Below are 15,351 nucleotides of genomic sequence, written 5' to 3' on the forward strand. Positions count from 1 at the left end.
TTGCTTGGATTTATGTCAAAATGTTGCTCTCACGGAGGAACGCTATGACACAGATGCAATGGGACCAGTTATTATCCCCTCAACGCCTTCACGATAAACGCCCTGGTGGTGTGCGTGAAGCAACCCATGAAATCGGGCGAAGTCCTTTTCATAAAGATCATGATCGTATCGTTTTTTCGGGCTCCTTCCGGCGTTTGGGTCGGAAAACGCAAGTGCATCCACTGACTGAAAATGATCATATCCATACACGCTTGACCCATTCACTGGAAGTCGGCTGCGTTGGTCGCTCGCTAGGTATGATTGTGGGCGAGTTACTAAAAGATCGCCTGCCTAGTTGGATCACACCCGCTGACTTAGGGGTGATCGTCCAGACAGCGTGCTTAGGGCATGATATTGGCAACCCCCCTTTTGGTCATGCCGGTGAATATGCAATTCGTGATTGGTTTCGGCGTGCTCAAGATAGTGGCTTGCTAGATGGCTTGTCTGATGCAGAGCGTGATGACTTACTGACCTACGAAGGCAACGCCCAGGGCTTCCGTGTTATTACCCAAATTGAGTACAACCAGTTTAATGGTGGTATGCGGTTATCTGCCGCTACGTTAGGTACTCTGCTTAAATACCCCTGGACGGTACGCTACAGCGGGCGTGCTGGTAAATTCGGTTGTTACCAGTCTGAACAGGCGCTGTTAAAAGAAGTGGCTGATGCTGTCGGTCTTCTTCCCAAAGGAGATCAGCGTTGGTGTCGTCATCCGCTTGCCTGGCTTGTCGAAGCGGCTGATGATATCTGCTATGCCCTGCTTGATTTAGAAGATGGTTTAGAGATGGGGATTCTTCGCTATGAGGAAGTAGTCGAGATACTGCGCCAGATCGCGGGTGAATTCCCTCCAGAATACGCTGAGATGGAGAGGCGGAAAGTATCTCAGCGGCGTCGAATTGCCTTACTGCGCGGTGCCGCTATGGAACGCGCGGTGAATGATGTGGGGGCGGTTTTTGTGCAGCATGAGCAAGCGTTGCTCAGCGGAACGTTAGGCCAGGATTTATTAGAGCTGTGTCATCCTGATCTGGGGTGGGGCGTTCAAGCGGCAAAGCAGTTAGCTCGTGAGCGTATTTTTCAAAATGAGCGCAAAGCCAAACTTGAAATTGGTGCCTATACAACGCTGGGGATTTTATTAGAAGCATTTATTGGTGCTGCTAATGAACTACATCACACTGGGCATAGCTCATTCAAGCACCAGCGGGTGCTGGCGTTGATTGGTGAAAATACGCCATTGCCGTCCTGGACGCTCTACGATAGCTATCGGCGCATGCTGGATTTTATTGGTGGAATGACCGATCACTATGCTGTCGATCTTGCACAAGAAATGGGAGGGCGCTTGCGAGGTAATTAACCTTCTATACGGAGGGTTGACGCAGGTGTTTGAGCTCCATAAGGCGTGCACGCTCAATGAGTATATGAATCACTTTATCGTGAATGGCATCGCTCATCTGGCCGGGGGTGAGCTCGGTTAGTTGACGTGATAGCTGCTCACCGCTAACGACTAATATATCGGGGGCAGCTTCGCTAGTATCAACGTCCCAACCCGGCAAAACCAATACACCTTTTACCGGCACAGGAACACCGCAACGGCGCTCAAGCCATTGAGTCAGCCAACTAACGCCCTGACGTGTTTTATGCAGAGGGCGGCGTTCTTGCCAGTGAGGAAAACGTAGCCGCTCACGCTCAACAGCTACGCTATTAAGCTCTTTACCATCGCTACCAATCGCTAATGCTCGTGCACGTGTTTCTACCACGAAGACGCCATGTGGTGTGACAACGACATGGTCAATAGTAAAGCTATCGGTGGGTACGTCGTGAAACACATAATAGGGGTGGGCTTCTGGCCTCACCATGCGTTCCAGCTCTTGGCCTACGGCTAATTCGCAAGCTAAACCGAGTTTAAGACGGTGAATACGCTGATAATCGCGAACAAGTAACAGTGAAAAAGCCAGCACTAACAGGGTGCTAAGTAAGCCATATAATGCCCACTCCACCCAGTCTTGCTTTTCCACAAACAGCATACGGCCCATGCCATACACAAGCGGGGCAAGACTAATAATGGGACCGAGCGCACCGTTTAAAAACAAGCTAGAAAAAGCTTGGTCAAGGCGATGCCGCAGAGCTTGACCGGGTTCACGCAAGGGAGCATTAAAGGGAGACTGAACGCGTGCATCGTGAAGGCTACGCAGCGCCAAGACAATGCCGCCCATGGCCGCCATGGGAAACAGGAAAATGAGTGGTAGCAGGTATTCTAACCAATTCATTGCAGTGCCTTGCCCTTTAGTGCTTTGCCTCAAGACAGAGCGCTATCACAGAGGTGTGTCAGCCACCTGCTAATTTAACTTGGTAGCCTAATGATGTTAATGCTTGCTGTAGCGTTTCCCGATGATCGCCTTGAATTTCGATAATGCCATCCTTTACAGCACCACCGGTGCCACAGCGTTTCTTCAATGTCTTAGCAAGCGTTTTCAACTCCGCATTGGAAAGCGGTATACCGCTAATGGTGGTGACCCCTTTTCCCTTGCGACCACTGGTTTCGCGTCGGATTCGCACAATTCCGTCTAAATCAGCAATGCGCGCTTGCTCGCTGGTATCTGCGCAGCGGCAGTGGTCGATAGGCTCGCGGCAGCTTGGGCAAGTTTTGCCTTGCTCTGTTGAATACACAAGGCCACCAAGCTGATCACGTAATGAAACCATACTTATTTCTCTATTGAATGTTGAGGCATTGGCATCTGCCACTTTTCATGAGTAAGGCGCTCAACGACTGCAGGTAGCTGATACATGTTGCTGATCATAATAGCGCCTTCAGGCGTAGTTTCAGCGTCCGGGTAACGATTCAAGTGGATGACGGTCATGCCAGCTTGTAGAGCTGCCCTTATGCCAACGAGTGCATCATCGATGGCGATACAATCACTTGCTGAAAAACCCATGATACTAGCTGCATGAAGGTGAAGACAGGGCTCTGGTTTCCAACAGTTAGCGGTATAACCGCTGAACAAACGCTTACCAAAGTAGGTGGCTAGGCCGGTTGCTTGTAAAGCAGTATGAATTTTGCTTTCTGGGCCATTAGATACAACCGCACTCGGGTAATTATTCAGTACCTCAAGGGATTCATGGACGCCAGGAATTGCCTTTAGCTCGCTTGTTAAACGATTAGCTAAGCTGGTTCGCATGGTGTGCTCCATGCTAGCTAATTGATCTTCATCGACATTCCCGTAACGCTGCTGTAACTCTGCCACAATCCGTCGAAAACGGGCACCTCGAAACTCGCCGAGATAATCGGTGGATTTAAAGGGTAAGCCTACCGAATTTAGACCGATAGCCATTTCTTCAGCCAGAAGTGGCTCGCTATCGACGAGGGTGCCATCACAGTCAAACAGCAAAAGTGGAAGCGGCATTGTCATTCCTTGCAGCGTCTTTTGCGCTGCCCGTATTAGTTTAAGCCGACCATGCTGCTATTGAACGAGATTTTTAGCTCTTTGTGAACACTGTTTGATAATTTTTTATAGTTTTATATCAAGCTGCCCAAGGAAAAGACTAAGTGATAGCCTCATTGCTGGGGGCAGGAAGGGCCTTTTAGAGCAACAGCACTGATGCGTGGCCATGTTTAGACTAAGCTTTGATAACCACAAAAAAGGAGAGCTTCGATGCGATTTACACCTTGGGTGTTTTCAATTGTTTTCTGTACATCCCTACTGATGGCAGAGCAAGCGCAAGCCGAAACGTCAGATTCAGATAATACGCGGCATGACACATTAGACGATGCGGCATTAGAGGAGAAATATGGTATCAAGGCAGGAGCACTTCAGCGAGATGAGTCTACTTCCAACGACGCTGAGGAAACCAGCGGCGATGAAAGTAATCATGCTGATAGTGAAGAAGATACAGAGGGAGGCACGGGAGGTACTGGTAGTGCCGAGGATGCAATCGAAAGCGGTGAGGGTGAACAGAGCAACAACGATAATGAGTAGTGCTTTTAGCGTGTTAGGCGTCGCGAATTAGCGCTACTACGGCGATGGTAGGGTTTCATGGTCTTTTGGCTGGTGACCCACCAAGGAGCGTAGTGACCGTTCATAGCGCTCAATAACGTTTTTTGTATAACAAGGCCAGCCTCAATGCTGGCCTCCATTTTTTCGGTCACCATACGCTGGTTTTCGCGCATCATGGAAGGACTGAAAAATGGCTGTGTTTGCCACATCTGTTGACGCATAGCGATGGTGGACAGTGATGAGCTCCACAGTTCAAACGCCATAAACCCCGCTTTCCACATATCAAACATGGCCAACGGCGTCGTCGATGTTGTAGAAGAGTGCTTCATAGGGGAGCTACCTGCTGAGAGGATAATTAGTTACGACTCCTCTAGTATTAGCCTATATATGCTGCATTGCAATAAAATAAGGCGACCAATCGGCCGCCTTAAGGGAGCATGTGAAGAGAACGTTACTTCACTTTAGGAGCTAGCTCGCCGCGCTCGTAGCGCTGGAACATTACTTCTAAGTTGACGGGTTTAATTTTGCTCGCATTACCAGCAGTGCCGAAAGCTTCATAGCGTGCAATACACAGGTCGCGCATGGCGGTCACGGTTTCTTTAAGGAATTTACGCGGGTCGAACTCGGAAGGATTCTGGGCCATAAAGCGGCGGACTGCACCCGTAGAGGCAAGACGTAAATCGGTGTCGATGTTTACTTTACGAACACCGTGTTTAATGCCTTCGATGATCTCTTCGACCGGTACACCATACGTTTCCGGAATTTGACCGCCATACTGGTTAATCACTTCCAGCCACTCTTGTGGCACGGATGATGAGCCATGCATTACCAAATGCGTGTCGGGAATGCGCGCATGGATCTCTTTAATGCGTTGGATCGACAGGGTGTCGCCAGTGGGTGGCTTGGTAAATTTATAAGCCCCGTGGCTGGTACCAATGGCGATAGCCAGCGCATCTACGTGGGTTGCTTTGACAAACTCAGCGGCTTCTTCAGGGTCGGTGAGCATCTGTTCCATGTCCAGCTTGCCCTCGGCACCAATGCCGTCTTCCTCGCCAGCCATACCCGTCTCTAAGCTGCCTAGGCAGCCTAGCTCGCCTTCAACGGAGACACCGCAAGCATGCGCCATTTCTACTGCACGACGAGTGACATCGACGTTGTAGTCATAGTCCATCGGTGTTTTGCCGTCTTCACCTAAAGAGCCGTCCATCATTACCGAGGAGAAGCCGAGTTGAATAGAACGCTGGCAAACAGCAGGGCTAGTACCGTGGTCCTGATGCATCACGACTGGAATGTGCGGGAATTCTTCAACTGCTGCCAAGATCAGGTGGCGCAGGAAGGGGGCACCGGCATATTTCCGCGCGCCAGCAGAAGCTTGCACGATAACCGGAGAGTCAGTGGCGTCAGCAGCTTCCATGATGGCGCGCATCTGCTCAAGGTTATTAACGTTGAATGCTGGAATGCCGTAGCCATATTCGGCTGCGTGGTCGAGCATTTGGCGCATGCTGATCAAAGCCATGGGATCACCTTAGTTGGGTTGTATGTATGTACAAAGGCAGTGAGCGTGCCATTTGTTTAAAGATTTAACCGCGCTGAGCGGCAGCCTCGAGTGCGGCGACGGCAGGCAACTGCTTGCCTTCAACGTACTCAAGAAATGCGCCACCGCCAGTAGAGATATAGGAAACGCGGTCAGCAATGGCATATTTATCAATCGCTGCTAACGTATCACCGCCCCCAGCAATTGAGAAAGCACTGCTGTCGGCAATCGCCTGAGAAAGCACTTCGGTTCCTTTACCAAACTGATCAATTTCAAATACACCAACAGGGCCGTTCCACAAAATAGTGCCTGCATTTTTCAGTAAGCTGGCTAAGTGGCTAGCGGTGTCGGGACCGATATCCAGAATCATTTCGTTATCAGCGACCTGATCAACTGGCTTGACGACAGCTTCTGCGGAATCAGAAAACTCAGTGGCAACGACGACATCCGTCGGTAATGGTATGGCTACTTTCTCCATGAGTGCTTTTGCTTGGCCAATTAAATCTGCCTCAAAGAGCGATTTGCCAACATTATAGCCTGCTGCAGCGATAAACGTGTTGGCGATACCACCGCCAACAATCAGTTGGTCGCATTTGTCTGAAAGGGCGGTTAGCACGTCTAACTTGGTGGATACTTTAGAGCCGCCTACAATCGCTGTCATAGGCCGCGCCGGGTTTGCCAATGCTTTTTCAAGCGCATCAAGCTCTTGCGCAAGCAGCGGTCCTGCACACGCCTGTGGAGCAAAGCGAGCCACGCCGTGAGTAGAAGCCTGCGCGCGATGAGCCGTACCGAAGGCATCCATTACAAAAACGTCGCATAACGCTGCGTATTGTTTGGAAAGCTGTTCGTCGTCTTTCTTCTCACCGTTGTTAAAGCGCACGTTTTCTAGCAGCACAACATCGCCGTTAGCCAATGTTGGCGCTGTATCGAGATAATCGCTAATTAGCGTTACGGGGCGGCTAAGCAACTCGCCTAAGCGCTCTGCGACGGGAGCGAGTGAAAATTCTTCAGCAGGCTCTCCTTCAGTCGGGCGGCCTAAGTGACTCATTAGCATCACTTTCGCACCTGCTTGAGCTGCTGCCTGAATAGTCGGCAGCGCTGCGCGAAGACGGGCGTCACTGGAAACACGGCCATGTTTGATCGGTACGTTAAGGTCTTCACGAATCAGCACGCGCTGCCCTTCCAGGGGCAGATCGGTCATTTTTTGCACGTTCATGTGAGCGGTTTCCTCGTGTTCAAGCAGATGAAAAGACATGATGCAGCCTAGCGAGCGTTGCTTTTGGAAAGCGATGCCAGCCGTTGGGTGATATCCAGCATACGATTGGCAAAGCCCCATTCATTATCAAACCAACACAGCAGCTTAATTAAGCGTGTCCCTGCGACCCGTGTTTGCGTGGCGTCTAGGATGCCAGAGCGTGGATCATGATTAAAATCTATCGATGCCATGGGGGCTTCGGTATAGCCTAATACGCCAGCTAAGCGCTGCTGACTGGCGGATCGTAGTAAGTCGTTAACGTGTTCGGCGCTCGTATCACGACGCACAGTCAATGCGGCATCCATGGCAGAGACATTAATGGTTGGTACGCGTACGTGCAGGCATTCAAAACGACCGGACAGACTTGGCATCAAGCGGCTGATCCCGACGGCTAACCCAGTGTCCACGGGGACAATTGACTGCATAGCCGAGCGTGTCAGGCGCAGATCCGTTTGATGATAAGCATCAATGACGGGCTGGTCGTTCATGGCCGAGTGGATGGTGGTGGTAACGCCGTGTTCAAGCCCTAGTGCTTCGTCCAGTACGGTGAGTAACGGGACAAGGCAGTTGGTGGTGCATGAGGCTGCTGAGAGAACGCGGTGGGAGAGTGTGAGTTCATGTTCGTTAATGCCCCACACAATCGTCTTATCCACATCGCTTTCGGCGGGTTGAGAAAACAGCAGTCTCTTGGCGCCAGCGGCTAAATGCTGCTCCGCTGTCGCACGATCCTTGAAACTACCAGAGCATTCCAGCACTAAATCAATGTCTAGTGCTGCCCAGGGCAGAGCCTGCGGATCACGCTCGCAAAGAACGTGTATGCGCTGGCCATTGATAAGCAGGCATTCACCGTCATTGTCTACTTCGCCAGGGAAACGACCATGGGTCGTATCATAGCGAGTAAGGTAGGTAATCGTCGCAAGATCAGATAGCTCATTGATGGCAACCACTTCAATTTCTGGGTGGTTGCGCTCAACCAACGCTCTTAACACGCATTGGCCAATGCGTCCGTAACCATTAATGGCAATTCGATATGTCGAGTTTGCATTAGCCATGTCGCGAAGCGGCTCTCAAAAAAATTGCTCAATGATAGCGTATTTCAACTGAGTTTGTTTTCAGCTGACCGTGCCGATCAGCCGCCAAGCGAGTGGCAGCAACAGGGCGGTAAAAATACCGGTTAAACTCATGCCTAACGAGGCAAACGCGCCAGCCGTTGGACTCAGTTCAAATGCTCGCACAGTGCCAATGGCATGGCCATTGAGACCCAGTGCGAAACCAATAATGCGTTCATCGTTAATTTTTAGCAGCCGGGCAACGACACTCACGAAGGGAATAGTAACTACTCCTGTCACTAGCAGCGCCCCCATTAGTAACGCTACGTTGCCGCCGAGCTGTTCAGTAATACCGATGGCGATTGGCGCGGTGACTGATTTGGCGGCGAGTGACGCCAAAATAGTGGGGCTAGCCCCCATTAGCCAAGCAATGCCGATTGCGTAGCAGGCCGCTAGTGCGGCGGCGATCGGTAAACAAAGTGTCAGCGGTTGCCAAAGTTCACGAATGCGCGGCAGCTGTTGATAGAGTGGCATGCCTAAGGCAACGGTCGCCGGCCCTAACAAAATGGTGAGCCATGAGGCCCCTTGTTGGTAAATCGAATAAGGCAGCCCTATCGCGACGAGTGCCGCTGCTAATAGCAACGCAGCGATTAAAATAGCGGGTAGCCAAGAAGGGTTACGCAAGCGCTTAAAGAGCAAGTTACCGAGCAAATAGGCTGCAAGCGTAAGTCCTACAGCAAACAGCGGTGTGGCTGTTAGAGTGGACAGCATATCAGTGGGCATCTGATCGCCCAATTAGCCGTTGTAATAACCATAACGTGGTAATCACGCTTAATAACGTCCCTAGCAATAGCGCAATGATTATGGCGAACCACTGACCCGCGAGTTCATCCAGAATAAAGAACACGCCAACGACGCCTGGCATAATCAACATGGCCAGAAGCGCGATTAACGGTTGTGCTGCGGCCGCTAAACTTGAAGGCACGCGCCCTAAGACACCAAGGGTGGCACATAGCAACAGCATGCCCACAACCCCTGAAGAAAAAGGCAAACCGGAGAAGTGGATGACCACTTCCCCAATTAACCAATAGTTAATTAGCCATAGCAGACCATTTAGCGCGGGCATGGCAGAACCCGCGCTAGATCAGCCTGCATGGCGTTAGCCCAGTAGCTCATTGGCCTGTTTAACAATATTTTCAACCGTAAAGCCGAAATGTTTGAACAGTTCGCCCGCAGGTGCAGATTCACCGTAGGTGGTCATACCGATAACAAGACCATCCAGGCCAACATACTTGTACCAGTAGTCGGCATGGCCCGCTTCGATCGCAATCCGTTTGGTGACTGCTTTGGGCAGTACACTTTCACGGTATTCCGCGTCCTGGCCATTAAAACGGTAGGTTGACGGCATGGAGACCACGCGCACCGCTTTACCTTGCTGCTCTAGTTCTGCTGCGGCGTCCATGGCAAGCGATACTTCAGAGCCGGTAGCAATCAAAATCAGCTCGGGCGTACCGTCGCTGTCTTTCAAAATGTAACCACCACGCTGAATGGCCGCTAGTTGCGCCTTGGTGCGCTGCTGATGAGGCAGATTCTGGCGCGAGAGTACCAACGCGGTGGGGCCGGAGTGGCGTTTCACCGCTGCATCCCAGGAAGCCGCTGTTTCAACCGCGTCACAGGGGCGCCATGTGTTCAGGTTAGGCGTTGTGCGCAGGCTGGTCAGCTGCTCAATCGGCTGGTGGGTGGGACCATCTTCGCCCAGACCAATAGAGTCATGGGTAAATACATAAATGGCCTGTTGGCCCATCAGCGCGGCCATCCGCACGGCGTTACGCATGTATTCCATGAAAATCAGGAAGGTCGCGCCATACGGAACGAAACCACCGTGGAGGGCGATACCATTCATCACCGCGCCCATGCCGAACTCACGTACCCCGTAGTGCAGGTAATTGCCGCTAGCGTCTTCCGGAGTGATGGCTTTGGCGCCCTTCCAGAAGGTCAAGTTAGATGGCGCAAGATCAGCGCTACCACCGAGCAGCTCAGGCATTTGCGGGCCGATAACATTCAACGCTTCAAAAGAGGCCTTGCGAGAGGCAATGCTTTCACCTTTCTCTTGAGCCTGCTCAATGAGCGCGGCGGTTGAAAGCTCTGCCGGTAGCTGCGCCTTCATGCGGCGCTCAAACTCTTTGGCTTCGGCTGGGAATGCTTCGGCATAACGGGCGAAGCGGGCATCCCACTCCTGCTGGCGGGTTTTGCCAGCGTTACGGGCATCCCAAGCAGAATAAACGGGCTCGGGGATATGGAACGGTGCGTGTTCCCAGCCGAGTTGCTTACGGGCGAGAGCCACTTCGTCGTCACCTAAGGGTGCGCCGTGTGCCTCTTCTTTACCCTGTTTGTTAGGTGCGCCAAAGCCAATGATTGTTTTGCAGATAATCAGGCTAGGCTTATCGTCGTGGCTCTTGGCTAATTCAATAGCCGCTTTGATCTCTTCCGGCTTATGACCGTCGACGTTCGGCACCACGTGCCAGCCGTACGCTTCAAAGCGCTTAGCGGTGTCGTCGGTAAACCAGCCTTCAACCTCGCCATCAATAGAGATGCCGTTGTCGTCATACAGGGCAATCAGCTTGCCAAGCTGCTGAGTACCTGCCAGCGATGCGGCTTCATGGGAGATGCCTTCCATTAAGCAGCCGTCACCTAGGAAGCACCAAGTATGGTGATCAACAATGTTGTGGCCAGGGCGATTAAACTGCGCGGCCAGCGTTTTTTCAGCAATCGCAAAACCAACGGCGTTGGCGAACCCTTGGCCCAGCGGGCCGGTGGTGGTCTCGATGCCTGGGGCGTAGCCAAATTCCGGGTGGCCAGCCGTGGGCGAATGCAGCTGGCGGAAGTTCTGCAGCTGTTCCAGGCTTAATTCATAGCCGCTGAGGTGCAGCAGCGAATAAAGCAGCATTGAGCCGTGGCCATTAGACAACACGAACCGGTCGCGATCAGCCCACTTGGGATCTTCGGGGTTGTGCTTGAGGTAGTCATTCCACAGCACCTCGGCGATATCAGCCATGCCCATAGGCGCGCCAGGGTGGCCAGATTTGGCCTTCTGAACAGCATCCATGGAAAGGGCGCGAATGGCATTGGCCAGCTCAAAACGGGACGGCATGGGGGTGCTCCTCGCCTGAAAACGGAAATAATAAAGGCGCTATTGTCGCTGACTTCCCCGGCGGCGGCAAATTCTGGAGCCACGTTCTGGGAAGAACCCCCAACAGCGTGTAGACTCTGCCTCCCGAAGTGGTAGCGAAAATTGTCGTGCCGCTTCTATATATGGGCAGGGAACTGAACTTCCTGCCATGATTTCCTGCTGATGCTGCGGTCACTCTGCAGCCGTCATACAGAGGGTCGAGAGCGCGATGAGCGAATATTCCCTGTTTACCTCCGAGTCTGTCTCCGAAGGGCATCCTGATAAGATTGCCGACCAGATTTCCGACGCGGTACTAGATGCCATTATCGCCCGAGATAAACAGGCCCGCGTTGCCTGTGAAACCATGGTGAAGACAGGCGTTGCCATTATTGCTGGTGAGATCACCACGTCTGCGTGGGTTGATCTGGAAGCGCTGGTACGTGATGTGATTACCGATATTGGCTACACCTCATCTCGCGTGGGCTTTGATGGCGCAACCTGTGGGGTGATCAACCTGATCGGCAAACAAAGCGTTGATATCGCTCAAGGCGTCGACCGCACGAAACCTGAAGATCAGGGTGCTGGCGATCAGGGGTTGATGTTTGGCTACGCGACTAACGAAACCGACTCGTTTATGCCGGCGCCAATTCACTACTCGCACCGTTTGGTTGAGCGTCAGGCGGAGCTGCGTAAAAACGGCCTGCTGCCGTGGCTACGCCCGGATGCCAAAAGTCAGGTAACGTTCCGTTATAACGCGGAAGGCAAGCCCTGTGGTGTCGATGCTATCGTATTGTCTACTCAGCACGACCCGGAAATCGGCCAAGACGACCTGCGCAAAATGGTTAAGCGCGAAATCGTCGAACAGGTGATTCCCGCTGAGTGGCTGGATGAGCATACCCAGTACCACATTAATCCGACCGGCCAGTTTGTTATTGGTGGCCCGGTGGGCGATTGTGGCTTAACAGGGCGTAAAATTATCGTCGATACGTACGGCGGTATGGCGCGGCATGGTGGTGGAGCCTTCTCTGGCAAAGACCCGTCTAAAGTTGACCGCAGCGCCGCTTATGCTGGCCGTTACGTGGCTAAAAACGTCGTTGCCGCAGGCTTGGCTGATAAGTGCGAAATCCAGGTTTCCTACGCTATCGGCGTTGCCGAGCCGACGTCGGTTTCCATCGATACCTTCGGCACCGGTAAAATCGACGATGTTAAAATTGTCGAGCTAGTGCGTGAGCACTTTGATCTGCGCCCTTACGCGATTACCAAAATGCTCGACCTGCTACACCCGATGTACCGCCTCACGTCTGCTTATGGTCACTTTGGACGTGAGCCGTTTGAGCATAGCTACAGCTGGGTAGACGACAAAGGCCAAGTGCATACAGAAACCTTTACCGCCTTCCCGTGGGAAAAAACCGATAAAGCCGACACTCTGCGCCAGGCTGCCGGTTTGTAAACCAAGCAACGCCTGTCGTAAGAGAGAACGCCCCTATGGCCTACGCCAAGGGGCGTTTTTGTTGTGCGTTGAACGGGATGATAAGCCTTACGCTAAGATTACTTTATGGATAAGGGAGGTAAGAGGGAGAGGTGAAGCATGAGAAAGTGGCGTGCAGCAGGCTGGAAGTGGTTACTGGTTGCTTGGTTGATGAGTGTCACCTTATCCGCACAGGCCAACGTGTGCCCTGATTGGCCCCGTGAACGGCTGGCGCAAGAGAGCCAAACACTGGCAGAGCATATTGCTCGATGGGACAGTGCCTATCACGATCAGGGCGAGTCACTGATTGATGATGAGCTTTACGATCAAGCGGTCGCTCGGCTAGCAAACTGGCAAGCCTGCCTGGGGGAAGTGGCTCGGCAACGGCCGCTAACCAGAGTCACCCGTAGCGCTGGCACGCTAGATCATCCCGTGGCGCAAACGGGCTTGAATAAGGCCGATGATGACGGTGTGCGACGCTTTATGAGCCGCCGAGATGATCTTTGGATCCAGCCTAAGGTCGATGGTGTTGCGATAACGCTACGCTACGAAGAGGGCGTGTTGGTCGAAGCGGTTAGCCGCGGTGACGGTGAACGCGGGCAGAACTGGACGGTTCGTGTACAGCAACTCCCCGCCGTGCCAAATAGGCTACCAACGCCGCTCTCAGCCGTATTCCAGGGCGAACTCTACTGGATATTAAATGATCATATTCAGTCGCAGAGTCCCGCCTCTGGCGCGCGAGGTGCTGTTGCCGGGGCCATGGCTCAGGCATCACCTTCGCGGCAAACCCGTGAGCGTATCGGGCTGTTTATCTGGGATTGGCCAGAAGGGCCGAGAGAGATGAATGAAAGGCTTGGCCAACTGACCGCGTTAGGCTTTGATACCGCCGATTACACCCACCCTATCAATGCCCAGCATGACGCCGCCAACTGGCGCGATACGTGGTTTAACGGCCCATTGCCGTTCGCCACCGATGGAGTGGTACTGAAACAGTCCGAGCGCCCTGGGGGGCAACGCTGGTCATCATCGCCGCCGGAATGGGCCGTTGCGTGGAAGTACCCCGCTCAGCAGGCGTTAGCTCAGGTGCGTGGTGTCGAGTTTCGCGTTGGTCGAACAGGGCGCGTGACGCCGCTGTTGTGGCTTTACCCAGTCACGCTAGAAGGACGGCGTATTAGTCGTGTGTCGCTGGGATCCCTGGAGCGCTGGGAAGCATGGGACGTGCGCCCGGGTGATCATATCGCGATAACATTGGCGGGTCTCACTATTCCCCAGGCAACAGAAGTCGTTTGGCAAACCCAGGAGCGAGCGGCCCTTGGCGTGCCCTCGCCAGAGCGCTATCACCTGTTAAGTTGCTTTACGCTTACCACGGACTGCGACGCGCAGTTGCTGGCGCGGCTTAGCTTCTTAAGCGATCAGTTAAACATGCAGGGCGTGGGAGAGGGCACCTGGAAAGCGCTTATGGAGGCAGGTGTTGTGACCGAACTGCTAGGCTGGCTGGCAGCAACGCCGGCACAGCTTCAGCGGGCACATGGCGTGGGAAGCGTTCGTTCAGCAGCGCTTGTCGCTCAGTTCCAGGCCGCACAGGCGGCCTCCTATGTTCAGTGGTTAGCGGCGTTAGGGATACCACCAAGTGGCAGCGCCCAGCTAGGGGATTGGGATACGTTAGCAGGTTACACACACTCAGATTGGCAAGCCGAACCCGGCGTTGGACCCGTGCGTGCTGACGCGCTGGTGGCATTTTTCAGCCATCCAGACGTGCAGCGGATGGCCGCTCAGCTAAAGCTGGCGGGGGTTGAAGGCTTTTAACCCAATCAGAGGCCTAGCCCGGTAAGTTGCAGCATGAGGTGGAGATAGAGAGGAATTAGTAATGGCGCTAATAGCGTGGTGGTAAGCACCGCTAATGCTCCTTTTTGCGGTTGAATCCCTAGCTCCATCGCGACTACCACCACATTAGAGGCCATGGGTACGACGCCTAACAGTAACAACGCCATACCGAGTTCTGGTGCAAGCGGGCCCAAGGCTTGAAGTAATAAAACGGCGACTAGCATCACCAGCGGCCAAAGTAGGTAACGTAAGCCCACGCAGGTGGCAACAAAGCGGGAGTCCCAAGCATCAAGCGTCACCTGGCTAAGGGTCATGCCAATAATCATCATACCTAGCAGGGTGTAGGTGGCGGGGAAAACGTCAAGCGAGTTCATCAGTGCGCTGGGAAGTGTCACGTTAAGTGCATTCAGCAGCAGCGCAGACAAAAACGCGTAGACCAGCGGCAGTCGAGCAATTTTGATCAGACTTTGGCGCATGGAAAAGTGGCCGCGGGCACTTAAGTAAAAGCCCACCGTAAACTCGTATAGATTAATCCCTAACATGCAGAAGAGATAAAGCGTGACACCTTCTGGCGGCAGTAAAATTAGCGCCATGGGCAGGCCAAAGTAACCGGTATTGCCAGTGCCAGAAGAGAACGCTAACAGCGCCCCTTCCTGTGCTCCAAAGCGGTGCTGGGTAAACCAGCGTACGGCCAGCGCCATGGTACTTACCAAGATGAATAGCGCCAGTGTTAATAGCAGATACTCCGCCGTAGGGCCGCCGTTCATCAGTGCACGGAAAATGGTCAGTGGTGCGATCAGATAAACCAGTAATGTGGCAATGGGGCGCGGGTCGATTTTTAAGCGCTGTGCGGCAATCCATCCCAAGCCTACAAACCCCAATAACATCAACAGTGGCCCCATTAGGGCACTTGGCGCTAAATCCATTTCTGCATCCTAGTCGTTAGATGATGACGCTGTTGGTTAAATAGCTCTATGTAACTCAGTAGTTGTGTAAATAGCTAACATGAGCCGAATTAAAGGCCGA

15 protein-coding genes are annotated in these 15,351 nt (G+C 53.0%); 4 read left to right on the forward strand and 11 right to left on the reverse strand.

The features are described from left to right. The first annotated feature begins 44 nt into the window (after positions 1-44). Positions 45-1,388 carry a deoxyguanosinetriphosphate triphosphohydrolase gene (locus tag J4377_RS00215; RefSeq protein ID WP_038480037.1) on the forward strand — a complete coding sequence of 448 codons (1,344 nt, stop codon included), beginning with the start codon at positions 45-47 and terminating at the stop codon, positions 1,386-1,388. Between the two features lie 4 nt (positions 1,389-1,392). Here the strand turns inward: J4377_RS00215 and J4377_RS00220 are convergent, their stop codons facing one another. From J4377_RS00220 to J4377_RS00230, 3 genes are read right to left on the reverse strand one after another with little or no spacing between them, the layout of a single operon-like run. Beyond that, positions 1,393-2,301 (reverse strand): nuclease-related domain-containing protein, encoded by a 909-nt coding sequence (locus tag J4377_RS00220; protein WP_120385977.1) that lies wholly within the window; start codon positions 2,299-2,301, stop codon positions 1,393-1,395. 58 nt (positions 2,302-2,359) lie between these two features. Beyond that, entirely contained in the window at positions 2,360-2,734 is a 375-nt protein-coding gene (locus J4377_RS00225) for a translation initiation factor Sui1 (RefSeq protein WP_253486362.1), read from the reverse strand. A gap of 2 nt (positions 2,735-2,736) precedes the next feature. Continuing rightward, positions 2,737-3,435: an HAD family phosphatase gene (locus J4377_RS00230; protein ID WP_038480045.1), complete on the reverse strand. Its 699-nt coding sequence runs from the start codon at positions 3,433-3,435 to the stop codon at positions 2,737-2,739. Positions 3,436-3,684: 249 nt separating this feature from the next. Here J4377_RS00230 and J4377_RS00235 point away from each other — a divergent pair, with 249 nt between their 5' ends. After that, positions 3,685-4,008, forward strand: coding sequence for a hypothetical protein (locus tag J4377_RS00235; protein ID WP_253486363.1), 324 nt, complete (start codon positions 3,685-3,687; stop codon positions 4,006-4,008). Positions 4,009-4,013: 5 nt separating this feature from the next. Here the strand turns inward: J4377_RS00235 and J4377_RS00240 are convergent, their stop codons facing one another. The 7 genes from J4377_RS00240 to tkt all read right to left on the reverse strand — a co-directional run bounded on the left by J4377_RS00240 (position 4,014) and on the right by tkt (position 11,015). After that, the gene (locus J4377_RS00240) at positions 4,014-4,355 is read right to left on the reverse strand and encodes a hypothetical protein (protein ID WP_253486364.1); all 342 of its coding nucleotides are present in this window, start codon (positions 4,353-4,355) and stop codon (positions 4,014-4,016) included. Between the two features lie 122 nt (positions 4,356-4,477). Next, on the reverse strand, positions 4,478-5,542 hold the full coding sequence (gene fba / locus J4377_RS00245; RefSeq protein ID WP_038480053.1) for a class II fructose-bisphosphate aldolase: 1,065 nt from the start codon (positions 5,540-5,542) through the stop codon (positions 4,478-4,480). A 64-nt stretch (positions 5,543-5,606) separates the two neighbouring features. Continuing rightward, a complete protein-coding gene (locus J4377_RS00250; protein WP_198350211.1) occupies positions 5,607-6,776 on the reverse strand; it encodes a phosphoglycerate kinase in 1,170 nt (389 codons plus the stop codon). A 47-nt stretch (positions 6,777-6,823) separates the two neighbouring features. Continuing rightward, entirely contained in the window at positions 6,824-7,867 is a 1,044-nt protein-coding gene (locus tag J4377_RS00255; RefSeq protein WP_253486365.1) for a type I glyceraldehyde-3-phosphate dehydrogenase, read from the reverse strand. A gap of 60 nt (positions 7,868-7,927) precedes the next feature. Continuing rightward, entirely contained in the window at positions 7,928-8,647 is a 720-nt protein-coding gene (locus J4377_RS00260; protein ID WP_038480059.1) for an LrgB family protein, read from the reverse strand. After that, positions 8,637-8,990, reverse strand: a complete 354-nt coding sequence (locus J4377_RS00265; RefSeq protein WP_253486366.1) for a CidA/LrgA family protein — start codon at positions 8,988-8,990, stop codon at positions 8,637-8,639. Before J4377_RS00265 ends, J4377_RS00260 begins: the two co-directional genes overlap by 11 nt. Before the next feature lie 33 nt (positions 8,991-9,023). Beyond that, a complete protein-coding gene (gene tkt, locus J4377_RS00270) occupies positions 9,024-11,015 on the reverse strand; it encodes a transketolase (RefSeq protein WP_038480065.1) in 1,992 nt (663 codons plus the stop codon). Between the two features lie 247 nt (positions 11,016-11,262). Here tkt and metK point away from each other — a divergent pair, with 247 nt between their 5' ends. Together metK and ligB are read left to right on the forward strand one after the other, a co-directional pair. After that, positions 11,263-12,483: a methionine adenosyltransferase gene (gene metK / locus J4377_RS00275; RefSeq protein WP_038480068.1), complete on the forward strand. Its 1,221-nt coding sequence runs from the start codon at positions 11,263-11,265 to the stop codon at positions 12,481-12,483. A 138-nt stretch (positions 12,484-12,621) separates the two neighbouring features. Beyond that, positions 12,622-14,307: an NAD-dependent DNA ligase LigB gene (ligB, locus tag J4377_RS00280; protein WP_253486367.1), complete on the forward strand. Its 1,686-nt coding sequence runs from the start codon at positions 12,622-12,624 to the stop codon at positions 14,305-14,307. Between the two features lie 5 nt (positions 14,308-14,312). Here the strand turns inward: ligB and J4377_RS00285 are convergent, their stop codons facing one another. Continuing rightward, positions 14,313-15,251 (reverse strand): AEC family transporter, encoded by a 939-nt coding sequence (locus tag J4377_RS00285; protein ID WP_253486368.1) that lies wholly within the window; start codon positions 15,249-15,251, stop codon positions 14,313-14,315. Positions 15,252-15,351 lie beyond the last annotated feature (100 nt).

It is taken from the genome of Halomonas sp. XH26, from assembly GCF_024138895.1.
In the GTDB taxonomy this organism is placed as follows: domain Bacteria; phylum Pseudomonadota; class Gammaproteobacteria; order Pseudomonadales; family Halomonadaceae; genus Vreelandella; species Vreelandella alkaliphila.